We start from the raw sequence: 24717 nt of genomic DNA, 5'->3' as shown, positions 1-24717 counted from the left end.
GGCATAATGCAGCACCCCCTGCAAGGAAGGCCCTTATGTTCGCTTCGCTGTTCGCGGTTCTGGCCCCGGTGTTCATCGTTGCCGGTATCGGTTTCGCCTGGGCCCGCGCCGGCCTGGAATACCCCACCACCTTCATCGCCCGCATTGTGATGATGGTCGGTACCCCGGCCCTGGTGTTGTCCACCCTTAGCCGCACCGAACTGGACCCCGGCGCGTTTACCAGCATGGCCCTGGCCTGCCTGCTGTGCACACTGGGCATGGCCATTGCCGCGCTGCTGGTGTGCCGGTTATCTGGCATGCACTGGCGGGTGCTGACGCCCGCCTTCATGTTCCCCAATACCGGCAACATGGGTCTGCCGATCAGCCTGTATGCCTTCGGTGAGCATGGCCTGGCGCTGGCGGTGGCCTTCTTCCTCACCTTGTCGATCGTGCAGTTCACCGTCGGCATGGCCATTTCCGGCACGGCCGCATCGCTCAAGGCCTTGCTGCGCAACCCCATTGTGATCAGCCTGGCGGGGGCAATGCCCATCATCTTTCTGGATGTCGAGCTACCGCGCTGGCTGGCCAACACCGCGGACCTGCTCGGTGGCATGACCATCCCGCTGATGCTGCTCACGTTGGGGGTATCGCTGGCCAGCATCCGCCTGCAGCATGTGCGCAGCGGGCTGGTGTTGGGCGGCCTGCGGATCGTGCTGGGCGCCGGCATGGGTTGGGCGGTGGGTACGCTGCTGGGGCTGCAAGGCCTGGAGCGAGCGGTGCTGGTGGTGCAATCGGCCATGCCGGTGGCCGTGTTCAATTACCTGATGGCGGTGCGCGCCAACCGGGAGCCCGAGCAGGTGGCCAACCTGGTGATGTGTTCCACGGTATTGTCCTTTGCCTGGCTGCCGGCGGTGCTCGCCTGGTGGATGTAGGCGCTACTGGTCGCCGTTGGTATCGATACTGACCACAACCGACATGCCCGGGCGCAGGTGCCGGGCCTGGGGCTGGTCAGGGTCGACGGTAATCCGTACCGGGATGCGCTGGGCGATCTTGACGAAGTTACCGGTGGCGTTGTCCGCCTGCAGCAAGGCGAATTCAGAACCGGTGGCTGGCGAGATCTGCTGGATGTGGCCATGCAGCTTGAGGTGGTTCAAGGCATCGACGGTGAAGCTCGCCGGTTGGCCGATACGCACGTCGGCCATCTGGGTTTCTTTCATGTTGGCGATGACCCACAAGGTGTCCGGCACCAGCGCCATCAGTTGCGCCCCTGAGTTCACATAGGCCCCTAGCCGTGTGCCGATCTGCCCCAGCTGGCCGTCCCGCGGTGCGGTGACCCGGGTGTTGTCCAGGTCGATGCGCGCCAGGGCGACAGCAGCCTTGGCATTTTCCACCGCAGCCTCCAGTGCGGCGCGGTTGACCACCACCGTCTCGCGGTCCTGCCGGGCGATTTCCAGGGCCGCCTTGGCTTGGGCCAGGCTGGCGACCGCAGCCGCTTCGCTGGCACGGGTAACGTCCAGGTCACGGCGCGATACCGAACCATCCGTCACCAGCGCCTGGTTGCGGGCAAGGTCTGCCCGGGCCTTGGTCACCTGCGCTGCGGCATCGCCGATGGCCGCCTGGCGCTGGGCGATGGTGGCTTCGGCACTTTTGCGTTGCTGGGCGTTATTGGCCAGCGCCGCCTCTTGCTGCTGCTGTTGCGCAATGGCTTGAGCCAGGCGCTGGATATAGATGCGGTCGTCCAGTTGCACCAGCAACTGCCCGGCCTTCACGTGCTGGAAGTCCTGCACCGGCACATCGACGATGTAACCACTCAGTTGTGGCCCGATGAGGGTGACCTGGCCACGCACCATGGCGTTCTCGGTGCTTTCGATGGCGCTGCTGAATGGCGGCAGGCGCCAGGCGTACAGCACCACCAGCACGCCCGCCAGCGCCACGCAGGCAAAGGTAACCGCCGACATCACCCGCACCCGCCGCGAGCGCCCGGGGCTGGTGGGTTCACTGGGCGGGGCGGTGCCCTCCGGGGCTTCGGCGATGGCTGTGGTGGTGGTGGTGCGGGTATCGTCGGTCATCAGGTGGTTGCGCCGGAGGTGGAGTCGTTAAGGCTGGCCTGGCGCTTGCTGTACCACAGCCAGGTGCCGCGGATGCAAATCCAGACCATGGTCAGAATAGCGATACTGCCGATCAGCATGAACACATCGTTGTAGGCCATTACATTGGCTTCACGGGTGGCGGCGCTGGCCAGCTGGCGCAAACCGGCTTCGGTGCGCAGGGCCGGGTCGGCGAGGATGTGCGCATAGGCGGCGCCACCGCTTTGAACCCGCGCGCTCACCAGCGGTTCCACGGCGCTCAGGTGGTCCATGAGGTGGCTGGAGTGGAATTTTTCTCGCCAGATCTGGAAGGTGCTCAGCAGTGCGGCGCCAATCAGGCCACCCAGGTTGTTGCAGATACCGAACAGCACCGAAAAACTCACCAGGTTGCGCGGGTTGGCGCGTACATGGCTGATGCCCAGCACCATGGACGGCCCCAGGAAGAACGTACTGCCGAACGCCAGCAGGAACTGGCTGAAATACATCTGTGCCGGCCGTGTGAGGTTACTGGATGAGCTGTCCATGAAGGCGCCAATGGCCATCGCCAGCAGCGATATCAAAAGCGGCAGTATCAAGTGATTGGGCGAGATGGTCAGGGCGCTGGTGGCAAGCCCGGCTACGGCCCCCAGCAGCATGATCCAGTACAGGGTGCGCATCTGCTCGCTGCCCATGTTGAGCATCTGCAGAAAACCCACCGCGCCGGTGGACTGCTCGGACGTGACCATGCGGATCAGAATAACGCACAGCCCCAGGCGGATGATTGCGCCGCTGCCCAGCCAGCGGGTCATCAGCAGCGGGTTCTGGCGGTTGTGCTCGATGGCGAGCCCGCTGAAGATCAAGGCAATGGCACCCGCCAGCGCCATGCCGATCCACGGTGCATCCAGCCACCAGTCGATACGCCCCAACGACAGCGCGGCGCAGAGCAGGGCGGTACCACTGGCCATCAGGGCAAAGGTGAGGAAATCCAGGGGTTCAAAGGTTTTGAAGCGGTCGCCCGGCGGCAGCTTCAACAGCAGCACACAACCCAGGGCGGCCAGCGCCAGGCCCAGCTCGAACAGGTACAGCCCGCGCCATTCGCCAATCAGCAGCAGGTCTTCCGAGAAGATGCGCGCCAGCGGCAAAGCCAGCTGCGAGGCGCCCAGCCCCAGCACAATCGACTTCAGCCGCCACTTTGCCGGGAAGGCCTGAATCATGTAGTACAGCCCCAGCGAGGTGAGCGCCGCGCCCACCATGCCGTGGGCCGCCCGCACGGCGATGGCCGAGTTGAGGTCGTTGACCAGCAGGTGGGCGAAGGTGACCACTGCATAAAGCACCAGAAACACTTCGGTGAATGCCCGCAGGCCGAACTGCTGGCGAAATTTCACCAGCAGCAGGTTCATGGACACCGTGGTCATCACATAGGCTGCCGGCAACCAGGCCATCTCGGCGGTGGTCGCACCCAGCGCACCTTGCAGAAATACCAGGTTGGCGGTGACCAAGGCGTTCCCCAGGCCACCGGTGATCGCTACCAGCAGGCCCACCAGGCCATAAGCCAGGCGTTTGCCCGGTGCGTGCAGGGGGGTGGAGGGCGAGCCGGGCAGCACGGGCTTTTCGTGGGGCAACCAGTCGCGAGGGGCGTATTTGTCCATGGTGTGTTACAGCGCCTTGGCCAGAAATGCTGCAGTGCGGCTGCCGTCGCAGCGGGCTACGTGCTGCGGCGTGCCGCACGCTACCACCTTGCCCCCAGCATCGCCGGCACCCGGCCCGATATCGATCACCCAATCGCTTTGCGCTACCACGCGCATGTCATGCTCGACCACCACCACGCTATGCCCGCCGTCCACCAGCCGGTTCAACTGCACCAGTAGGCGGTCGCTGTCCTGCGGGTGCAGGCCGTTGGTGGGCTCATCCAGCACGTACAACGTCGCGCCGCGTGCCGTGCGTTGCAGCTCGGTGGCCAGCTTGATCCGTTGGGCCTCCCCGCCGGACAGCTCAGTCGCTGGCTGGCCCAGGCGCAGATAGCCCAGGCCGATATCCTGCAACACCTGCAAGCAGCGCCGCACGGGGGGCTGCTCGGCAAACGCCTGCAGGGCCTGGTCTACCGTCAGTTGCAACACCTGGGCGATGTTCATGCCCTGCCAGGTCACTGACAGGGTTTCGGGGTTGTAGCGGGCCCCATGGCAGGTGGGGCAGGGCGCGTACACGCTGGGCATGAACAGCAGCTCGACGCTGACGAAACCTTCCCCCTCGCATGTGGGGCAACGGCCCTTGGCCACATTGAAGGAGAACCGCCCGGCGTCGAACCCCTGCGCCTTGGCCTGTTCAGTGGCGGCGAACAGCTTGCGCACATTGTCGAACAAACCGGTGTACGTCGCGAGGTTGGAGCGGGGTGTGCGGCCGATGGGTTTCTGGTCCACCTGCACCAGGCGCTTGATGCTGCCAAGGCCTGCACTCACATGGCCGCTGCTGGCCTGTTCCGGTTCATCTTCCAGGCTCTGTTCCGAGGGGGCGCCGGCAGGTTCACCCTGGCCCAGGTGTGCGCTCACCAGCTCCAGCAACGCCTGGCTCACCAGGCTCGATTTGCCCGAGCCCGAAATACCTGTCACCGAGGTAAAACAGCCCAGCGGGAAGGCTGCACTCAGGTCGGCAAGGTTGTTGCGGGTCACCCCTTCGAGGGTCAGCCAGTCCTTGGCCTGGCGGCGCTCAGGGCTGGCCTTGGTCTGCTCGCCGAACAGATAGGCCGCCGTGCACGACGCCTTCACCTGTGCCAGCCCTTGTGGTGGGCCGCTGTACAGGATATTGCCGCCGTTCTCCCCGGCCGCAGGGCCTACATCCACCAGCCAGTCAGCGCGGCGCATGGTATCCAGGTCGTGCTCTACCACATACACGGAGTTGCCTGCCTGCTTGAGCCGCACCAGGGCATCGAACAAGGCTTCGCTGTCGGCCGGGTGCAACCCCGCAGAGGGCTCGTCCAGTACGTAGACCACGCCGAACAGCTGTGAGTTGAGCTGGGTGGCCAGGCGCAGGCGTTGCAGCTCGCCAGACGACAACGTGGGGGTGCTGCGCTCCAGTGCCAGGTAGCCCAACCCCAGGTCGAGCAGGGTTTCGATGCGCTCCAGCACTTCATGGGCGATCCGTTGCGCGGCCAGGCGCTTCTCTACGGTCAGTTCGCCGTGTTGTGTCAGGTAGTCGGACGCAGCCACCTTGCGCAACAGGTGCGCCAGTGCCTGCAAGGGCAGTTGCGACAGCTCGGCGATGTCCAGCCCGGCGAACGTCACACCCAGTGCCTCGCGCTTGAGACGCTTGCCGCCACAGGCAGGGCAGGGGCTTGGGCGCATGAAACGGGCGACGCGTTTACGCATTTGCGCGCTCTGGGAATGCATGAACGTATGTAGCACATAGCGCCGGGCGCCCATGAACGTGCCCTGGTAGCTCGGTTCCTGCTTGCGTTCCAGTGCCGCGCGGGTCTGTGCAGGTGTCAGGCCGGCGTACACCGGCGCGGTGTGCGTTTCTTCGGTGAACAGTATCCAGTCCCGTTGCGCCTGTGGCAGGTCGCGCCAGGGCACATCCACGTCATAACCCAGGGTCACCAGGATGTCGCGCAGGTTCTGCCCTTGCCACGCCATGGGCCAGGCGGCCACGGCCCGTTCGCGGATGGTCAGCGACGGGTCCGGCACCAGGGTGGCTTCGTTGACCTCGTACACCCGCCCGAGGCCATGGCAGTCAGGGCAGGCGCCCTGGGGTGTGTTGGCAGAAAAATCCTCGGCATACAGCATCGGCTGCCCGGCCGGATACTGCCCGGCCCGCGAATAGAGCATGCGGATGGAACTGGACAGGGTGGTCACGCTGCCGACCGAAGACCGTGCGCTGGGCGTGCCGCGTTGCTGTTGCAGGGCAACTGCCGGGGGCAGGCCGTCGATGGCATCCACGTCCGGCACACCCACCTGGTCGATCAGGCGGCGGGCGTAGGGCGCCACGGACTCGAAATAACGGCGCTGGGCTTCGGCGTACAACGTGGAAAATGCCAGCGACGACTTGCCCGAGCCAGATACGCCCGTGAACACCACCAGGGCGTCACGTGGGATGTCTACATCAATGTTCTTGAGGTTGTGCTCGCGGGCGCCGCGCACCTGGATGAAACCGCTAGGGGGGAGGGGGCGTGGTGTCATCGGGGCAGTCTTTGGCGGTAAGGTGAATTTACGTTACCAGTAAAGTCGATGGAGTACAGCATCCACCCTGCGCAGATTAAGCGCGTACCAGCCCTTGCCTTCGTGGGTGTTGGTGCATACGACAACGCCCGCGATGGCAAGAGGCTTCGCGGGCGCCGTTGTTAAAGCATGCAGGGGTTACTTCAGGTTGCGAATCGTCAACACCGAATCCCGGTTGATTTTCTGAGGCTTACCATCCAGCAATTTGAACTCAAAGAAGCCACTCTGCTTGTCGTACTTCGGCGTATCCAGTGTTTGCAGCTCGCGACCGTCTTTGAGGATCATCGAGGAAGGTGTTGCGCATCCGGCCAGAAGGCACAGGCCCACGGTGACGAAGATGCGTTTGAGCGAATTCATGACAAGGCTCCAGGTGTGAAATGTGACCCGTTAGGGGATCGTTGAACTTCAGATCCAACCCAGCCAGCTCCAGTACGTGCTGGCAAACACCAGCAACAGCACATAGCCAACCAGGGTGACGAGTATACCGACACGGGCGAATTGCTTGGGGTTAAAGGTGTCGGTGCCCAGGCAGACCATGTTCTGCGGGGCGTTGATCGGCAGGATGAAACCAAAGCTCACGGCAAAGCCGAGCAGCATGGTCATGCCGACCCGGCTGAATTCGCTGGGTAGTGTAAGCAGCACGGCCATGAGGATCGGCAGCAGCGCCGAGGTGAGTGCGGTGGCGCTGGCAAAGCCCAGGTGAATGACGATCAGGAAGGCGCTGAGTATCGCGAACACGCCCAGGGGTGAAATGCTGTCGAGCCCGGTGTGGCTGACCACTTGTGCGCCGAGCCACTGGCCGGCCTGCGTGGTCAGCAGTGCGGTGCCCAGGCTGATACCTACACCGAACACGATCACCGTGCCCCACGGGATGCGCGACTGCACGTCTTTCCAGGTCATCACGCCAAAACGGGGCAACAGCAGGATAACCAGCCCGGCATAGGTGGTGGTCGTGGTGTCCAGCGCATGCAACCTGCCTTCAGTGGCCCAGGCCAGCAACAGCAGCAGCGAAACCATGCCCAGGCGCTTCTGCGCGGCGGTCATGGGGCCGAGCTCGGCCAGGCTCTGTTTCACGGCGTCCAGGCCGCCTGGCACGCTGTCGCTCTCGGGCGGCAGCAGTTTCAGCACCACCACGATCAGCACCACCGACATGATCACTGCCCAGGGTGCGCCGGCAACCAGCCAGTCAATCCACGACACGCGCTGGCCGAGCATCTTGTCCATGAAGCCTACGGTCAGCAGGTTCTGCGCCGCGGCGGTCTGAATGCCGACGTTCCAGATGCTGGTGCCCTGGGCAACGATGATCATCAGGCCGGCGGCGATGTGCGAGCGTTTGGCTACGCCAAAGGCAGCGATGACGCCCATCATGATGGGCACTACGCAGGCGCTGCGGGCCGTTGCGCTGGGCACCACCAGGCTCAACAGCACGATCACCAGCATGGCGCCGAACAGAATGCGCCGGGTGCTGGCGCCGACCTTGGTCAGGGTGACCAGGGCGATGCGTTTGTCCAGGCCTGTGTGGGTCATGGCCGCCGCGATGAACAGCGCGCCGACCACCAGCGCCAGGGCGGGGTTGGAAAAACCGCTCAAGGCCATCGACACGCCGGCCGATGAGCCATAGATGACGGTGGGGTCCTGCAGGGTCGGCGCCATGCCAATCAAGACCGCCATGAGTGAGGTGATCATGATGGCACTGGCTTCGTAGGATACCGCCTCGGTCACCCACACCGTCACCGCGAATGCCAGTATTGCCAGCATCCGCTGCCCGGCGACCGGTAATGCTTCGGGCAGTGGCAGGCACAGTACGATCACCATGGCCAGCACCGCGACTATCAGTCCAGGCGGAAAACGTAGCGGCTGTGGCGCGGTGGCGGGTGAGGCACGTTCACTCATGGGATTCTCGCAGTACAGTTAAGAGATTCGAGCGCGCGTGGCTGCGCAGCTCCCACTCACTGACGGTATGCCGCGCCCCAGTGACGCACTGCTTCAATGGCAACGTCTTCAGCACTGCCGCCAGTCAACGCCAGAATACGCTCGCTGGCATGCTCGCTCTTGATGTCGATCAGCTGGTTCGGCAACTTGCGTAGGCCCTTTGGCGTGGCAGACAGCGCATCCGTCAGCTCGCCTCAACGCGTTTGGCCAACAACGCCCACAAAGCTGGCGCTTCAAAATCGTCAATCACCAACCCCGCACCCGCAGCCATCAACCGCTCCGGCGTCTGCGTGGTCGCAACCCCCACCGTGAAAATGCCTGCTGCATGTGCCGCCGCGATCCCGGGCAGGGAGTCTTCGAAGGCCAGAGCCTGACCCGCTTCGGCGTTCAGGTGCTGCAAGCCGGTGAGGTAGGGCAGGGGGTCGGGTTTGGGGCGGGCCAGTTCGTCTGCCACCACCACGTGCTGGAAACGTTCGGCCAGGCCCATGGCCCCCAGCATGTGCTGCGCATTCAGGCGGGGTGCGTTGGTGACCACGCAGATGCCCATGCCTGACGTGTTGGCGTAATCCAGCAGGCGCAGCAAGCCAGGCAGGGGTTGCAGCGCCGGCGAAAGGCTGCGGAACAGGGCCTCCTTGCGGTCGGCCAGCGCTTGGCATTGCTCAGGGCTGGCACCGGCAAACAATTCGGCGAACAGCTGGCCGTTGGCGCGGCCGCTGACCTGGGCATCGAACTGGGCCTGGGTGAGTTCGCGGCCATCGTGCTCGTTCAGCAACTGGCGAAAAGCCTGCAAGTGCAGGGTGTCGGTGTCGGTCAGGGTTCCGTCGAGGTCGAACAGCAGGGCGGTGAGCATGGGCAATCCAGTGGTGAACGCATGAGCTTCAGGATCATAACCAAACCTGACGACGAAGGGGGCTGTTCAGTGTGCTACGAAAAGAGTACAAATGTGCTCCATGGACAATCTCACCCCCAAACGCCGCGCCATTTTCGAATTCATTCGGGCGCGCATCACCGAACAAGGCCAGCCGCCTAGCCTGGCGGACATTGCCGTGCACTTCGGTTTTGCCTCGCGCAGTGTCGCGCGCAAGCACATAACCGCCCTGTGCCAGGCCGGTTACATCGACGTCACCCCCAACCAGGCCCGGGGCATCCGCCTGGCGCAGCCGGCACGCCGCCCGGAAATCCTCGAGCTGCCGGTATTGGGCCAGGTGGCTGCGGGTGCGCCCATTGGCCCGGACCTTGGCTTCCACGAGCAGCTGCTGCTGGACCCGAGCCTGTTCCGGCGCACGCCCGACTACCTGCTCAAGGTGCGTGGCGACTCGATGATCGGCGACGGGATTTTTGACGGCGACCTGGTTGGCATTCGCCAGCAGGGCGACGCCCGCGACGGGCAGATCGTGGTCGCCCGGCTGGACGGCGAGGTCACCATCAAGCGCCTGCAGCGCCTGGGTGAGGGCTATCGCCTGCTGCCCCGCAACCCCGCCTATGCGCCAATCGACGTGCAGCCTGGCCAGGAGTTCTTCATCGAAGGCATCTTCTGCGGCCTGCTGAGGCGCGACTGATGGGCGCTGTCGTCGATCTGGACCGGCTGCTCGACCAGCGTCGGGTATGGCGTGGGCGCCAGGCACAGGTACAACCCAGGGCATTGCAGCCAACCGGGCATGCCCGGCTGGACGAACGTCTACCGGAAGGTGGCTGGCCGGCTGCGGCCCTTACCGAGCTGCTGTTGGCCAGCCCCGGCTGTGGTGAGTTGCAGTTGATGTGGCCCGCCATGGCACGGCTCACCGCCGAAGGTGGGCGTGTGGTGTTGGTGGCACCGCCGTTCATCCCGTTTGCCCCGGCCTGGCAGGCGGCCGGCATTGATTTGCGTTGGCTGGTACAGGTAGATGCCGAGCAGGCAGACACCCTGTGGGCGGCCGAACAATGCCTGCGCTCAGGCAGCTGCGCGGCGGTGGTGTGCTGGCCCGAGCGGGCTGATGATCGGGCCCTGCGGCGCCTGCAGGTGGCGGCCGAAACTGGCCAGGCACTGGCGTTTGCCTGCCGGCCGCACCAGGCGCAGCTGAATGCATCGCCCGCTGCCTTGCGCATCGCCATCGACACACGGCCAGCGCAATGGCGGGTGATCAAAAGCCGTGGGGGCATGCCGCCTGCCGTGCCCATCGCCTGCCCCGGGCAGGGGTGATGCCGCATGCTTTGGGCCTGCATCGTGTTCCCGCAATTGGCGCTGGACAGCATCCTGCGCGAGCGCGACGACCCTGATACGCCGTTGGTGCTGCTGGGCGGCCCCGCCCAAAGGCGGGTACTGCAAGCGGTAAACCCGGCAGCGGCTGCACTGGGCCTGCGGGCGGGGCAAACCCTGACGGCGGCACGGGCCTTGGCTGAGGCCTTCACCTGCCTCGAGGTGGATGCCAAACGCATTGATGCCCTGCAGCAGTTGCTGGCTGCCTGGGCCTATCGGTTCAGCGCCCAGGTCAGCCTGCATTACCCCCGGGCACTGCTGCTGGAGGTGGGGTCAAGCCTTAAGCTGTTCGGCCCCTGGCCCGCGTTTCAGGCACGCTTGCGCGAGGAACTGGCCGCGCTGGGCCTGCGTCAGCGCATCGTGCTGGCCAGCAACCCGGTCGCCGCGCGCATACTGGCCAATGCTCATGATGGCCTGGCGGTCAGCGATGCAGACGCCACGCGCATGGCGCTGTTGAGCATGCCGGTGCAACGGCTTGGGCTGCCAGCCGACGCCGCCGAAGCGTTCGCCCGCATGGGCCTGAAGCAGCTGGGCCAGGTGTTGGCGCTGCCCCGTAGCACCCTGGCCAGGCGCTTTCCTGCCCAGGTGCAACTGCACCTTGACCAGTTACTGGGCCTGCGCAGCCTGGGGCTGGACTTTTATCAGCCCCCAGACCGCTTCGAAACCCGGCTGGAGCTGAATTTCGACGTGGCGTCACACCAGGCGCTGCTGTTCCCCCTGCGGCGCATGCTCAATGACCTGGCCGCCTTCCTGGCGGGGCGTGACTGCGGTGTGCAACGTTTTCGCGTGTACCTGGAGCATGCCCAGGGCGCCGATACCGAGCTCGACGTCGGCCTGCTGGCCGCCGAGCGTGACGCCGGCATGCTCCTGGAGCTGGCCCGTGGTCGCCTGGAGCCACTGCGCCTGCCGGCCCCGGTGCGTAACCTGCGCCTGGTGGCAGATGACCTACCCCCATTTGTGCCCCAGCACCAGGCCTTGTTCGCCCCCCGTGCCCAGCAGCTACAACCTTGGGAGCAACTGCGCGAGCGCCTGCGTGCACGCCTTGGCGATGAAGCCGTCAAGGGGCTGCTTGCCGCCGCCGATCACCGGCCCGAGCATGCCTGGCAGGCGGTTGAGCAGGGGGCCCTGGGCAACATGCCGGTCGCACCGGGCAGTCGCCCGGGCTGGCTGCTGGCCACGCCCACGGTGCTCGACGGCCTGGCGTATCAGGTGCAGGGGCAGGCCGAGCGCATAGAGTCCGGCTGGTGGGATGGGGGTGACGTGCGCCGCGACTATTACCGCATAGAAACCCGTGAAGGCCTGCGCGGCTGGGCCTACCGTGACCTCAGCCAGGGTGGCCCGTTGTGGCTGCAAGGCTGGTTTGCATGAGCATCACGGGGTATGCCGAACTGCACTGCCTGAGCAACTTCAGCTTCCAGCGTGGGGCTTCCAGTGCTGATGAGCTGTTCAGGCGTGCACGTGAGCTAGGTTATGAGGCGCTGGCCATCACCGATGAGTGCACGCTGGCGGGCATCGTGCGTGCCTGGCAGGCGGCCAAACAGCATCAATTGCGGCTGATCGTGGGGAGTGAAGTGCAGGTGCACGACGGCCCCAAGCTGGTGTTGCTGGTGCAGGACCTGGCCGGCTACCAGAACCTGTGTGCCCTCATTACACGCGCGCGGCGGCGAGCCGCCAAAGGCCAGTACCAGCTGTTGCGTGACGACCTGCAAGCGCACGCCTACGGCCTGCTTGCCTTGTGGGTTCCTGATGAAACCAGCGACGCAGCCACCGGGCAGTGGCTCCAGGGTTTGTTCGACCAGCGCCTGTGGCTGGCCGTGCACATGCACCGCGACCACGACGATGCCCAGCGGCTGCAGCGCCTGCTAGCCCTGGCGCGCATGCTGGGCATCGCTGCGGTTGCCTGCGGTGATGTGCACATGCACATACGCGGTCGGCGCGCGTTGCAGGACTGCATGACGGCCATTCGGCAGCACTGCACCGTTGCCGAAGCGGGGCGGTTCCTATTCGCCAACGGCGAACGGCATTTGCGTGCTCAAGAGCAGCTCACTGAGCTCTATCCGGCCGATCTGCTCGCTCATACCGTGGCTATAGCGCAATGCTGCCACTTTGACTTGAGCGAACTGCACTACACCTACCCCCAGGAACTGGTGCCAGGCGGCCATACGCCGGCGAGCTGGTTGCGCCACCTGTGCGAGCAGGGCTTGCCGCTGCGCTGGCCCACAGGGCCGACCGCCAAGGTGCGGGCCGTGCTGGAGCGGGAGCTGGGCCTGATCGAAGAACTGGGCTACGAAAGCTACTTTCTTACGGTGCACGACATCGTCGCCTTTGCCCGCAGCCAGCACATCCTCTGCCAGGGCCGGGGTTCGGCGGCCAACTCGGTGGTGTGTTTCGTACTGGGCATCACCGAGCTGGACCCGATGGAACACCGCCTGCTGTTCGAGCGGTTCCTGTCCCGTGAGCGCAACGAGCCGCCCGACATCGATGTGGATTTCGAGCACGACCGCCGCGAGGAAGTGATCCAATACGTGTTCCGTCGCTACGGCAGGCACCGCGCGGCGTTGACGGCAGTGGTCAATACCTATCATGCAGCCGGTGCCGTGCGGGATGTGGCGCGGGTGCTGGGGTTGCCCGCCGACCAGGTGGATGCCCTGGCCAAGTGTTGCGGGCGCTGGACCGACCGCATCCCCGACCCGCAACGCCTGGCGGAGGCGGGTTTCGATGCCGCCAGCCCGTCGCTGCGCCGGGTACTGGTACTGGCCGGCGAGCTGATCGGCTTCCCTCGCCATCTGTCGCAGCACCCCGGCGGCTTCGTGATCTCCCAGCAGCCACTGCACCAGCTGGTGCCCGTGGAAAACGCAGCCATGGCCGAGCGCACGGTGATCCAGTGGGACAAGGACGACCTGGATATGGTCGGCCTGCTCAAGGTCGACGTGCTGGCCCTGGGCATGCTCAGTGCCCTGCGCCGGTGCTTCGACCTGCTGTACCAGCACAGGGGCCGCACGCTTACCCTGGCCACCATCCCCCCGGAGGACCCAGCCACCTACGCCATGATCAGCCGGGCGGAGACCATGGGCGTGTTCCAGATCGAGTCGCGTGCGCAAATGGCGATGCTGCCGCGGCTGAGGCCACAGACGTTCTACGATCTGGTCATCGAAGTGGCCATCGTGCGCCCCGGCCCGATCCAGGGCGACATGGTGCACCCCTACCTGCGCCGCAGGCTGCAACAGGAGCCTGTCACCTACCCATCGCCCAAGTTGAAGGAAGTGTTCGAACGAACCCTGGGTGTGCCGTTGTTCCAGGAGCAGGTGATGGAGCTGGCCATGGTTGCCGCCGACTACAGCCCCGGCGAAGCAGACCAGTTACGCCGCAGCATGGCCGCCTGGAAGCGCCATGGGGGCCTGGAACCGCACCGTGAGCGCCTGCTGCAGGGCATGTTGCGCAACGGTTACGAGGTGGCCTTTGCCGAACGCATCTTCGAGCAGATCAAGGGCTTTGGCAGCTACGGCTTCCCCGAGTCCCACGCCGCCAGTTTCGCCCTGCTGTGTTACGCCAGCAGTTGGCTGAAGTGCCACGAGCCGGCCATTTTCACCTGTGCCCTGGTCAACAGCTGGCCGATGGGCTTCTACAGCCCCGACCAGTTGCTGCAGGAGGCCCGTCGCCAGGGGATCGACGTGCGCCCGGTGGATGTGTGCCACAGCCACTGGGATTGCAGCCTTGAGCCTTGCCCGCAGGGCGTGTTGGCCATCCGCATGGGGTTGCGCCTGGTCCGTGGCCTGGCCGAGGACGATGCGTTGAGGCTGGAGCAGGCGAGGGCACAGCAACCTTGGCGAGATGTAGAGGACCTGTGCCTGCGCGCTGCACTGGGCAGCCGCGCCCGTGCGCACCTGGCTGACGCCGGTGCCTTGCGCTCGCTGGCGCGCCACCGGCACCAGGCCCGTTGGGAAGTGGCCGCCGTGCAGGCGCAGTTACCCCTGTTCGCGAACGTGCAAGCAGCACCGGAAGCGCGGGTTGAGCTGCCCGCGCCAACGGTGGGCGAAGACCTGGTGGCAGACTACCAGGCCCTCGGCACCACCCTGGGCCCGCACCCGCTGACGCTGCTGCGTTCACGGCTACGCGCACTGGGCTGTCGCAGCTCCGGTGAGCTGGCGGGTGTGGAGCACGGTGATGCCATTGCCATGGCGGGGCTGGTGGTGGGCCGGCAGCGCCCGCAAACCGCCAGCGGCGTCACATTCGTTACACTGGAAGATGAACACGGCATGGTCAATGTGGTGGTATGGCGCGACCTGGCCGAACGGCAGCGGCGGGCCCTGGTGGGCTCGCAGCTGCTCAAGGTCAGCGGGCGGCTGGAGCAGGAAAATGGCGTGCGGCACCTGGTCGCCCGGCGGCTGGAGGATGTCAGCCAGTTGCTGCAGGGCTTGGATGTGCGCAGCCGCGACTTCCACTGACCGCCACTGCAGGCCGCCCGCCAACGCGGGTTCACACCATCGCCAGGCGCTGTTTGCGTACCGGGCCCGGGAAGGCCTGGTCAATCGCTTGTAGATCCTCTTGGGTCAAGGCGAGTTGCCCGGCACCGGCATTGAGCCTTACGTGCTCTGGCGCAACCGCCTTGGGGATGGCCACAACCGTGTCGTGCCGCGTTACCCAGGCCAGGCACACCTGTGCGGGTGTGGCGCCGTGCCTTTCAGCGACCTGGCGCAGTACCGGGTGCTGCAACAATTGCCCGGCCTGGGCCAAGGGGCAGTAGGCCATGATCGGCATGGCGTGCTGTGCGCACCATGGCAGCAGGTCGAACTCGATGCCGCGCTGCGCCGGGTTGTACAGCACCTGATCAGTAGCGCAGCCCGTGCCGTGCAGTTCCTGAAGGTCATTCATATCGAAGTTGGACACGCCCCAACGGCGGATCTTGCCTTGCTCGCGCAGGCGCTCGAAGGCTTCGACCGTTTCTTCCAGCGGGTGCTGGCCTGCCCAGTGCAGCAGGTACAGGTCGATGCAGTCAGTGCCCAGCCGCGCCAGGCTGCGCTCGCACGCTGCCGCCATGCCGCGCCTGCTGGCGTTGTGCGGGTACACCTTGCTGACCAGAAACACTTGGTCGCGCCGGCCGACCAGCGCCTGCCCGACCACCTGCTCGGCCCCGCCCTCGGCATACATTTCAGCGGTATCGATCAGGGTCATGCCCAAGTCGATGCCTTGCTGCAAGGCCCGCACTTCTGCAGTTTTCTGCGCCGGGTCTTCCCCCATGTACCAAGTGCCTTGGCCAATGCAGGGCACCTGTTGGCCTGCCAGTGTCACGTTACGCATGTCACCTCCGGTATTTGGGTAGTGGAAAGCAGCACCTCGAGCAGCGCTTGCGCTGCGGTAGACAATTTGTGTTCGCTCAGGGCGATCACGCCGATACGTCGCTCGACCGTGGGCTGCACCAATGGCACACAACAGGCGCCCAGCTCCTGCATCTGGTTGATGCACAGCGCCGGCACCGCACTCACCCCCAGGCCGCTGGCCACCATCCGCCCTACGGTAGACAGTTGGTGGCTTTCAAACGCCACCGCCAACCGGCCATGCTGCGCCGCCACGTTCTGCTCCATCAGCAGCCGTACCGCCGACGGGCGTTGTAGGGCGACGAAATCTTCCGCCATCAGTTGCGCCCAACTGACCTGGGCCAAACGGGCCAACGGCGATTCGGCGGGCACCACCGCCACGAAGCGGTCCATGTACAGCGGGTGGAAATTCAGCCCATCGACATTGTCGGGTTCAAAGCCAATGCCCAGTTCGACGCGGCGATGGCGCACCAGTTCCTGTACCTGCTCGTTGATCACGTCGTGCACGGTCACGTTCACTTTCGGGTAACGCTGGCGGAATACCTTCAAGGAGTGGGGCAGCAGGTTGCCGGCAAAGGAGGGCATGGCCGCAACGGACACCCGGCCCAGTTGCAGGGTGAAACGCTGGCGGAGCATTTCTTCGGTGTCATCCCAGTCGGCCAGCAGGCGCCGGGCCAGCGGCAGCAGCACCTCGCCTTCGGCCGTAAGGCTGACGCTGCGCGTGGTGCGGGTGAGCAGGGCGCCCCCCAGGTTTTCTTCCAGGGCTTTGATGGTAAGGCTCAGCGCCGGTTGTGAAATGTGCAGGTGCTCCCCGGCCTGGGCGAAGCTCTGGAACTTGGCCACGGTGACGAAGGCACGCAGCTGTTTGACATTCATGGGGCTCGCCTATGCTTTGATTTGCAAACGTTATCAATCGATGACGAAAACAAAATTAACAAATCAGTTGCTTGCGGTGAAGATGTGTACACACGCTCACCGACAGCCTCGTCGGTTCTACAACTACAAAAGGCGGATCAGCATGGCCGGACTGGACAAGCGCGTTGCAACTTACGAACAGGCCCTCGAAGGCCTGACCGATGACATGACGGTACTGGCCGGTGGGTTTGGCCTGTGCGGTATTCCCGAAAACCTTATCCAGGAAATCAAGCGCCGCGGCGTCAAAGGCCTGACCGTGGTTTCCAACAACTGCGGTGTGGATGGCTTTGGCCTGGGTGTTTTGCTCGAGGGCCATCAGATTCGCAAGATGATTGCCTCTTATGTGGGTGAAAACGCCGAGTTCGAACGCCAACTGCTTAGCGGCGAGCTGGAGGTGGAGCTGACCCCCCAGGGCACCCTTGCCGAAAAAATGCGCGCCGGCGGCGCTGGCATCCCTGCCTTCTTCACCGCCACCGGCTACGGCACCCCAGTTGCCGAAGGTAAGGAGGTGCGCGAATTCAACGGCCGCAAGTACATCCTGGAAGCGTCCATCACCGGTGACTTCGCCATCGTCAAAGGCTGGAAGGCCGATCACTACGGCAACGTGGTGTACCGCAACACCGCGCAAAACTTCAACCCGCTGGCGGCCACCGCTGGCAAGGTCACCGTGGTGGAAGTGGAAGAGATCGTCGAGCCTGGCGTGCTGCTGCCCAGCGAAATCCATACCCCAGGCATTTACGTGGACCGGGTCATTGTCGGTACCTTCGAAAAACGTATCGAAAAGCGCACCGTCAAGGCCTGAGCGCCACCCTCCAGAACAACAATGAGATCCTGACCATGGCACTGACCCGCGAACAAATGGCGCAACGCGTCGCCCGTGAACTGAAAGATGGCTACTACGTAAACCTGGGCATCGGCATCCCCACCCTGGTCGCCAACTACGTACCGGCAGACATGGATGTGATGCTGCAGTCGGAGAACGGCCTGCTGGGCATGGGCGAATTCCCCACCGAGAGCACGCTCGATGCCGACATGATCAACGCTGGCAAACAAACCGTCACCGCCAGGGTAGGGGCGTCGATCTTCGATTCGGCGCAGTCCTTCGCCATGATTCGCGGCGGCCATGTAGACCTGACGGTGCTGGGCGCGTTCGAGGTGGATGTGCACGGCAACATCGCCTCGTGGATGATCCCCGGCAAGCTGGTGAAAGGCATGGGCGGCGCCATGGACCTGGTGGCGGGTGCCGAGAACATCATCGTCACCATGACCCACGCCTCCAAAGATGGCGAGTCCAAGTTGCTGCCCCAGTGCAGCCTGCCCCTGACCGGTGCGGGTTGCATCCGCAAAGTGCTCACCGACCTTGCCTATCTTGAGATCGAAGACGGCGCCTTCATCCTGCGCGAGACAGCGCCTGGCGTGAGCGTTGAAGAGATCGTGGCGAAAACCGCCGGCAAGTTGATCGTGGCCGATGACGTGAAGGAAATGACCTTCTAAACCACATCCTGCAACCCCGCAGCCGCAGGCCCACCCGCGCAGGATCCGGCATTTGCACCGGTGTATGCGCGGGCACGCCTGTTGCTGCGGGGTTTGGTTGTTGTTAGCTGAAAATGCTGCACCCCGATAAAACCAATAAAAGGAACGACACTGTGGCCGCTGAAATTCAAGACAGCCGCTCCGCCCGTTTTGCTTTGCGCTGTTCCAACTGGGCCGAACGCTGGTTCCCCGACTCCTGGGTATTCGCCGCGCTGGCGGTATTGCTGGTATGCATCGGTGCCCTGGCCATGGGGGCCAAGCCACTGGATACCGCCAAGGCGTTTGGTGACGGGTTCTGGAGCCTGATCCCCTTCACCATGCAGATGGCCTTCGTGGTGATAGGCGGGTATGTGGTCGCCAGCTCACCCCCTGCTGCCCGCCTGATCGACCGGTTGGCACGTATCCCGCGCAATGGCCGCACGGCGGTGTGCTGGGTCGCACTGATCTCGATGTTGGCGTCGCTGCTCAACTGGGGGCTGTCACTGGTGTTTGGTGGGCTGCTGGTGCGTGCCCTGGCCAGGCGCACCGACCTGAACATGGACTACCGAGCCGCAGGCGCCGCCGCCTACCTGGGCCTGGGTGCCGTCTGGGCGCTCGGCCTGTCATCTTCGGCGGCCCAACTGCAGGCCAACCCCGCCAGCCTGCCGCCGTCGATCCTGTCGATTACTGGGGTCATTCCGTTCACCGAAACCATCTTCCTGTGGCAGTCCGGGGTCATGCTGGCAGCGCTGGTACTGGTCTCGCTGGTAATCGCCTATGCCACCGCGCCCGGCCCCAACAGCGCCCGCAGCGCCGCCGACTGTGGTGTCGACCCCAGCTTCAGCGCACCGCCTGCCCCCCAGCGCACCCGGCCGGGTGAATGGCTGGAGCACAGCCCCTTGCTGATTCTGCTGCTGGTGGCGCTGGCCGCGGGCTGGCTGTACCAGGAGTTCGCCAGCAAACCGGCGATCACCGCCATCTCCGGGCTGAACACCTATAACCTGCTGTTCATCATGGTGGGCGCGCTGCTGCATTGGCGCCCGCGCAGTTTCCTGGATGCTGTTGCCCGGGCGGTACCCACCACCACGGGTGTACTGATCCAGTTCCCGCTGTATGGCTCAATCGCGGCGATACTCACGCAGGTGAAAGGCCTGGACGAGCAGACCCTGGCCCACCACATTTCGCTGTTCTTCACCCAGATTGCCACCCACGACACCTATGCGGTACTGATGGGCGTGTATTCGGCGGTGTTGGGCTTCTTTATCCCTTCCGGGGGTGGGAAGTGGATCATCGAGGCGCCTTACGTGATGCTGGTGGCCAATGACCTGCAGTACCACCTGGGCTGGGCGGTACAGATCTACAACGCGGCCGAAGCGCTGCCCAACCTGATCAACCCGTTCTACATGCTGCCGCTGCTCGGGGTACTGGGGCTAAAGGCACGTGACCTGATCGGTTTCTCCTTCGTGCAGTTGCTGGTGCATGTTCCGCTGGTGCTGTTTTTGCTCTGGGCGTTGGGGGCTACGTTGCAATACGTGCCCCCTGTAATGCCCTGAGCTCTCCCCGATACAAACGCCTGATGGCGAGGTGGCCCATGCCCATGGGCCGCCGAAAGCGGGTGTCGTTTTTTTGACTAATTCGCTCAACCTCCATTGATTTATATTATGGTGTCGGATCATTGACGTAATAGCACCCTGCCCATAAGCTCAGATCAACACCGCAGCAAATCCCGCATCATCGCGCCAATAACTCATTGAATAGCCTGTTAAAAAGGACGGGGCGTATGCGCACGACACTGATTATCAAATCTCTCTTCTTGCTGGTGCTGTTGAGCGGGGCGGCGAGGGCGGCCGATTCGTATATTAATCAGACCAGTATCATTCCTGTTTCAACGGCGGTCTGGTTCTTTGCCTTTGCCGTGGTGGGCTTCGTGGCGGTGGCCAATAGAAGAAAGATTTGAACAGCTGTACCGGGGCTGCATGTTCACGGTTGGCGTGCTGGGGCACCTGGCTTGTGAATTTGCCAACCATTGCTATATTGCCAGTACCCCCGGCTAATCCAGGGTCACTGGGCAAGTAACGCAGGGTATTGCAAGGGCCTTCAGGACGAAATACAGGCCGTCGCGGGGTGTAGACCCGCGAAGCGGAGCGAGAGTCGGTGTGTTGTTCTCTTCAGTGCTCTAAGTCGGGCCATCTGGCCGGAGGGACCCTCATGGTGCGTTCATTGATTGCCGTCGTAGGCTTGCTGGTAGCGTGGTCGGGGCAGGGCATGGCGGCGCAAAGCGCGGCGGCCTACCTGCTCAGCCCGGGCGATGTGGTGATGATCTCCGTGTGGCAGGAAGACAGCCTGCGCCAGGAAGCCACGGTGTTGCCGGACGGCAGCATTACCTTCCCCCTCGCCGGTCGCATCGATGTTGCCGGCCTGGACGTGACGGCGGTGGAAAAACAGGTCGCCACCAAACTCGAGAAATTCCTCCCAGACCCGAATGTGAGCGTGGTGGTAAAAAGCATCGCCGGCAACTTGGTGTATGTACAGGGCAAGGTGATCAAACCCGGCCCTGTGCAGATGGCCGGGCCCACGGCAGTGTTACAGGCGCTGAGCATGTCGGGCGGGCTGGACAAGTTTGCCGATGAAAGCGAAATAAAGGTGGTACGCGGCAGCGGTGCTTCCCAAAGGATCCTGCCCGTGCGATACAAGGACCTGGTGTCGGGTCGTGACATGTCGACCAACTTCCAACTTCAGGCTGGCGACACGCTGGTCGTTCCTTGATCCTGCCTTTAAATAAGTACATTCAATGCCTTTTCTAAAAACAACTCGCATTGCAACGGCACTCCTGGCGTTGCCGCTTACCGGTAGCGCGCTGGCAGCAACTTGGCAATCCACCGTAGTTGTACCCACCTCGGTCGAATACGACAGCAACCCGTTATTGTTGCCCTCCGGCGAGAAAGGCGTGACCCGCACGCTCATCGCGCCCGACTACACCTTGATCGGCAACTTTGACCGCGACGAATTGAGATTCGGCCTGGGCCTGCACGTGTTGCGCTCATCCAACACCAACGTGGTCGACAACCGCGAGGACCCGGACATCAGCCTGGGCTGGCAGCGCACTACCGAGCGCGGGCAGTTTGGGTTACTGGCCCGCTACAACGAAAGCTCCACCTTGTCGGGCACGGTGCTCGATACCGGTGTGGTGACCACCGACGGTACGCAAAAGCTCTACACGCTGAGCGGTAACTGGAGCCAGGCCGTCACCGAGCGCAGCACCCTCAGCAACGAAACCACCTTCAACCGTGCTCGCTACGACATCAGCAGCCTGACCGGCTACGACGAACTGGCGAACGTTTCGACCTGGACGTATGCCTGGAGCGAACGGGCCGATGTGTATACCCGTTTTGGCGTGCGGCGCTACGAGCCTGAGCAGGACCTCACCGCCACAGCCTCCAACAGCTACAGCCCGGCGGTGGGTGTGAAGTACCGGATCTCCGAGAACTTCAGTGCCGATGCCCACCTGGGCGTGAACAAGGTGTCCGGCCCTCAGGGCGGCCGCCGCGGTGAGGGCGGTGTGTCGCTGCTGTATACCGGCGCCCGGACCGACGCCAGCCTGACGGTGGAGCGCAGTACCGTAGCCAGCGCCCAAGGTGGTTTTGCCCAGCTTGACCAGGTCCGAGGCGTGTGGAGTTATGCGCTTGATGAATTGACCCGGGTGGGCGCCGACGCCGCCTGGCAGGACAGCAAGGGGCAGATCCCCAACACCTTGCAGATGTACAGCGTGTGGGCCAGCAGGCAATTCTCGCCCTATTGGGACCTGCGTCTATCGTTGATGTACAAGGAGCGGCAGCAGGACCTTCAGGGTGATGCCACCGCCACGATCGTTGGTTTGACGTTGACGTACAGGTACCCCGACATCTGAACCCATGGCAGGTGGCCCCATGAAGTCCGACTACGAGCTGTCTCTCAGAGATTACATCGCCATTATCAAGGAACGGGCCCTGGTGCTGGGGGTGAGTGCAGCGGTCATTCTGGCTGCCACCGTAGCGGTAGCGTTGATGGTGCCGCCGATCTACCAGTCGACCGGCACCATCCTGGTCGAATCGCAGCAGATTTCGCCTGAGCTGGTATCCACCAACACCACCACCTTTGCCGATGAGCGTATCGAGTTGATCCGCCAGCGGGTGATGACACGGGAAAACCTGCTGCGCATCATCGACAAGTACGGCCTGTTCGCCGACAAGCGCCTGAGTGAAGGCGACAAGATCGACCAATTGCGCAACGCAATTGTGGTGGAACCCCTGACCACCTTCGTGAGGGGGCGCGGCGAGGCCACCGTGGCGTTCAACGTGTCCTTCGAACATCGCCAGCGCGAAGTGGCCAAGCAGGTCACCGACGAACTGGTGACGCTGTTCCTCAACGAAAACCTCAAGCAGCGCACAGAGCGGGCCAATGAAACCACCGAGTTTCTGACCCAGGAGGCAGACAAGTTGGGTGCTGAGCTCGCCAGCCTGGAAAACCAGCTGGCCGACTTCAAACAGGCCCATGCCAATGCCCTGCCCGAACACCAGACCCTGCGCATGAACATGTTGTCCCGCTCAGAGCTGGAGTTTCGTGAAGTGGACCGCGACTACAAGGCTGCGCAAGAAGAACTGCGCTACCTGGAGCTGGAGCTGTCGGCCGCCAACGCCGGCCTTGCCACCAAAACCGGTGATGCAGCCCGGCCCGCCAGTGCCGACCAGCCCCAGGACCTTGCCAGCCTGAAAGCCGAATACGCGCGCCTGCTGACGCGTTACAAGGAGGCCCACCCAGACGTGGTGGCGGTGAAGCGCAAGATCCAGGCCCTTGAGGCCAGCGGCAACCCTACTGCCGTGGCCTCCACTGTGAGCCTTGACGCTGCACGGGTGCGCGCCAAGATGAGCGCAGCTCAGGAGCGCATCACGTCGCTGGCTGACCAGAAGCGCGAGCTGACCAAGAAGATGGAAGGCTACGAAGCTGAGATCCTGGAGGCTCCGCAGGTTGAGCGTGGGCTGGTGACCTTGATGCGCGACCACGACAACGCCCGCAAAAAGTACGAGGAAATCCGCGCCAAGGAAATGGGCGCCAAGATCACCGAAAGCCTGGAGCAGGAAAACAAGGCCGAGCGCTTCGTGCTGCTGGAGCCGCCGCTGATGCCCGAGAAGCCGATCAAACCCAACCGCAAGAAAATCGCCGCACTTGGCCTGGTGCTGGCACCTGCCGGGGGTGGGGCGTTGGTGGTGCTGCTTGAACTGCTCAACCAGCGGGTGCGGGGCGTCGGCGCCCTGGAAAACCTGTTGGGCAAGCGTGTGCTGGTGGCCCTGCCATACATCGATACGCGGGCCGACGTTGCCCGGCGCAAGCGCTGGCGCAACGGGCTGATCGTGGCAGCCTTGGGTCTGGCGGCTATCCTGTTGGTGCTGATACACCTGTTCTACATGCCACTGGATGTACTGCTGCTCAAATTCACGTCCAAATTTGCATAGGGAAGCAGTGATGGACAGGATCAAGCCCGCTGTTGGCAATGACGTGCATCCCGCCACCCCCGGCACACCCCAGGCAATCACACCCCCACCGGGTACCGCCCTGGCCGAGGTGCCGGGGCAGTTCGATTACGTGAACACCCAGGTGGTCGCGTTGCGCGCAGACCATCTGGAGCGCCACCGTATCGTTGCCTACAACAAGAACTCGGTGATGAACGGCCCCATTGACCTGCTGCGCACCCAGGTGCTCAGGGCGATGGAAGAAAACGGCTGGCGCACGTTGGCCATCACCTCGCCCACGCCGGAAGCGGGCAAGACGGTGTTGGCGATCAACCTGGCGATGAGCATCGCTCACCACACCACCAGGACCGCCTTGCTGGTGGACTTCGACCTGCGTCGGCCCAAGGTGGGCAGCACGCTGGGGTTGCCCATGGAGCGTTCGCTCAACGAGTTTCTGAACGATCAGGCACCGCTGCAGGATTGCCTGGTCAACCCCACCTTGCCCCGGTTCGTCGTATTACCCACCCGCGTGCCGGTGCCGATGTCCACCGAAGTGCTGTGCTCGCCCAAGGTGAACCATTTGATCGGGGAGTTGCGCAACCGGTATGAGTCGCGCATTTGCATCTTCGACCTGCCGCCGTTGCTCAGTTCGGACGACGCCATCACCGTGATGCCGAAGTTCGACTGTGTGCTGCTGGTGGTGGCCAATGGCATGAACAACAAGAAGGAAATCGAAGATTGCCTGCATCACCTGGGGACGGTGAACTTGCTGGGGACGGTGCTGAACAAGGCCGACGAGAAGCCCCGGACGTATTATTGATTCCCCCCGTAGGAGCGAGCGCAGCTCGCGATAGGGCGCCCAGCACCCCCTGTAACCTGTGACCCAACGCTGATATCGCCGGGGCTGCGTTGCAGCCCATCGCGACCTGCGGTCGCTCCTACAGTAGCCGGCGTACACATCCCCCCGTAGGAGCGAGCGCAGCTCGCGATGGGGCGCCCAGCGCCCCCCTGCAACCCGTGACCCAACGCTGATATCGCCGGGGCTGCGTTGCAGCCCATCGCGACCTG

The 24717-nt window shown here is 63.9% G+C and carries 22 protein-coding genes; 13 read left to right on the top strand and 9 right to left on the bottom strand.

The genetic code is table 11. The features are described 5' to 3' along the window. The first annotated feature begins 35 nt into the window (after positions 1-35). Positions 36-911 (top strand): AEC family transporter, encoded by an 876-nt coding sequence (locus tag IAE38_RS01155; RefSeq protein ID WP_201163469.1) that lies wholly within the window; start codon positions 36-38, stop codon positions 909-911. Between the two features lie 3 nt (positions 912-914). On the opposite strand, the gene IAE38_RS01150 is transcribed toward IAE38_RS01155, so the two are convergent. The 7 genes from IAE38_RS01150 to IAE38_RS01125 all read right to left on the bottom strand — a co-directional run bounded on the left by IAE38_RS01150 (position 915) and on the right by IAE38_RS01125 (position 9035). Beyond that, the gene (locus tag IAE38_RS01150; RefSeq protein ID WP_028634102.1) at positions 915-2048 is read right to left on the bottom strand and encodes an HlyD family secretion protein; all 1134 of its coding nucleotides are present in this window, start codon (positions 2046-2048) and stop codon (positions 915-917) included. After that, positions 2048-3694, bottom strand: coding sequence for an MFS transporter (locus IAE38_RS01145; protein WP_060481979.1), 1647 nt, complete (start codon positions 3692-3694; stop codon positions 2048-2050). Before IAE38_RS01145 ends, IAE38_RS01150 begins: the two co-directional genes overlap by 1 nt. Before the next feature lie 6 nt (positions 3695-3700). Then, positions 3701-6214 (bottom strand): excinuclease ABC subunit UvrA, encoded by a 2514-nt coding sequence (gene uvrA / locus IAE38_RS01140; RefSeq protein WP_201215370.1) that lies wholly within the window; start codon positions 6212-6214, stop codon positions 3701-3703. A 177-nt stretch (positions 6215-6391) separates the two neighbouring features. Continuing rightward, positions 6392-6610 carry a YgdI/YgdR family lipoprotein gene (locus IAE38_RS01135; RefSeq protein WP_028634099.1) on the bottom strand — a complete coding sequence of 73 codons (219 nt, stop codon included), beginning with the start codon at positions 6608-6610 and terminating at the stop codon, positions 6392-6394. A 48-nt stretch (positions 6611-6658) separates the two neighbouring features. Then, positions 6659-8146, bottom strand: a complete 1488-nt coding sequence (locus IAE38_RS01130; protein WP_201215369.1) for a DASS family sodium-coupled anion symporter — start codon at positions 8144-8146, stop codon at positions 6659-6661. Between the two features lie 56 nt (positions 8147-8202). Next, entirely contained in the window at positions 8203-8331 is a 129-nt protein-coding gene (locus IAE38_RS24050) for a hypothetical protein (RefSeq protein ID WP_256217515.1), read from the bottom strand. A 38-nt stretch (positions 8332-8369) separates the two neighbouring features. Next, positions 8370-9035 carry an HAD family hydrolase gene (locus IAE38_RS01125; RefSeq protein WP_201215368.1) on the bottom strand — a complete coding sequence of 222 codons (666 nt, stop codon included), beginning with the start codon at positions 9033-9035 and terminating at the stop codon, positions 8370-8372. Between the two features lie 91 nt (positions 9036-9126). On the opposite strand from IAE38_RS01125, the gene lexA reads away from it, so the two are divergent. From lexA to IAE38_RS01105, 4 genes are read left to right on the top strand one after another with little or no spacing between them, the layout of a single operon-like run. Then, on the top strand, positions 9127-9744 hold the full coding sequence (gene lexA / locus IAE38_RS01120) for a transcriptional repressor LexA (RefSeq protein WP_201215367.1): 618 nt from the start codon (positions 9127-9129) through the stop codon (positions 9742-9744). Then, the gene (imuA, locus tag IAE38_RS01115; protein ID WP_201215366.1) at positions 9744-10364 is read left to right on the top strand and encodes a translesion DNA synthesis-associated protein ImuA; all 621 of its coding nucleotides are present in this window, start codon (positions 9744-9746) and stop codon (positions 10362-10364) included. Before lexA ends, imuA begins: the two co-directional genes overlap by 1 nt. A gap of 6 nt (positions 10365-10370) precedes the next feature. Beyond that, positions 10371-11789, top strand: coding sequence for a Y-family DNA polymerase (locus IAE38_RS01110; RefSeq protein WP_201215365.1), 1419 nt, complete (start codon positions 10371-10373; stop codon positions 11787-11789). Next, positions 11786-14866 carry an error-prone DNA polymerase gene (locus IAE38_RS01105; protein ID WP_201215364.1) on the top strand — a complete coding sequence of 1027 codons (3081 nt, stop codon included), beginning with the start codon at positions 11786-11788 and terminating at the stop codon, positions 14864-14866. Before IAE38_RS01110 ends, IAE38_RS01105 begins: the two co-directional genes overlap by 4 nt. A gap of 31 nt (positions 14867-14897) precedes the next feature. Here the strand turns inward: IAE38_RS01105 and IAE38_RS01100 are convergent, their stop codons facing one another. Beyond that, positions 14898-15719: an aldo/keto reductase gene (locus IAE38_RS01100; protein WP_201215363.1), complete on the bottom strand. Its 822-nt coding sequence runs from the start codon at positions 15717-15719 to the stop codon at positions 14898-14900. After that, a complete protein-coding gene (locus tag IAE38_RS01095) occupies positions 15707-16612 on the bottom strand; it encodes a LysR family transcriptional regulator (RefSeq protein WP_201215361.1) in 906 nt (301 codons plus the stop codon). The genes IAE38_RS01100 and IAE38_RS01095 overlap by 13 nt, the downstream gene beginning before the upstream one ends. Before the next feature lie 142 nt (positions 16613-16754). On the opposite strand from IAE38_RS01095, the gene IAE38_RS01090 reads away from it, so the two are divergent. The 8 genes from IAE38_RS01090 (at position 16755) to IAE38_RS01055 (ending at position 24469) form a co-directional block, all read left to right on the top strand. Beyond that, positions 16755-17453 (top strand): CoA transferase subunit A, encoded by a 699-nt coding sequence (locus IAE38_RS01090; RefSeq protein ID WP_028634090.1) that lies wholly within the window; start codon positions 16755-16757, stop codon positions 17451-17453. Between the two features lie 35 nt (positions 17454-17488). Beyond that, positions 17489-18145: a CoA transferase subunit B gene (locus IAE38_RS01085; protein ID WP_201215359.1), complete on the top strand. Its 657-nt coding sequence runs from the start codon at positions 17489-17491 to the stop codon at positions 18143-18145. Positions 18146-18258: 113 nt separating this feature from the next. Beyond that, positions 18259-19716, top strand: a complete 1458-nt coding sequence (locus IAE38_RS01080; RefSeq protein WP_201163459.1) for a short-chain fatty acid transporter — start codon at positions 18259-18261, stop codon at positions 19714-19716. Between the two features lie 227 nt (positions 19717-19943). Further along, positions 19944-20120 carry an EPS-associated small membrane protein EppA gene (gene eppA, locus IAE38_RS01075; RefSeq protein ID WP_169338815.1) on the top strand — a complete coding sequence of 59 codons (177 nt, stop codon included), beginning with the start codon at positions 19944-19946 and terminating at the stop codon, positions 20118-20120. 251 nt (positions 20121-20371) lie between these two features. Continuing rightward, positions 20372-20929, top strand: coding sequence for a polysaccharide biosynthesis/export family protein (locus IAE38_RS01070; RefSeq protein WP_201215357.1), 558 nt, complete (start codon positions 20372-20374; stop codon positions 20927-20929). 25 nt (positions 20930-20954) lie between these two features. Continuing rightward, positions 20955-22070, top strand: coding sequence for a hypothetical protein (locus IAE38_RS01065; protein ID WP_201163457.1), 1116 nt, complete (start codon positions 20955-20957; stop codon positions 22068-22070). Positions 22071-22089: 19 nt separating this feature from the next. Further along, on the top strand, positions 22090-23652 hold the full coding sequence (locus IAE38_RS01060) for a GumC family protein (RefSeq protein WP_201215355.1): 1563 nt from the start codon (positions 22090-22092) through the stop codon (positions 23650-23652). 10 nt (positions 23653-23662) lie between these two features. Further along, a complete protein-coding gene (locus IAE38_RS01055) occupies positions 23663-24469 on the top strand; it encodes a CpsD/CapB family tyrosine-protein kinase (protein ID WP_201215353.1) in 807 nt (268 codons plus the stop codon). Positions 24470-24717: the final 248 nt, after the last annotated feature.

Origin of the sequence: Pseudomonas sp. S32 (genome assembly GCF_016648095.1) — a bacterium.
Taxonomy (GTDB): Bacteria; Pseudomonadota; Gammaproteobacteria; order Pseudomonadales; family Pseudomonadaceae; genus Aquipseudomonas; species Aquipseudomonas parafulva.
This window is presented reverse-complemented; position numbering and strand designations above follow the sequence as displayed.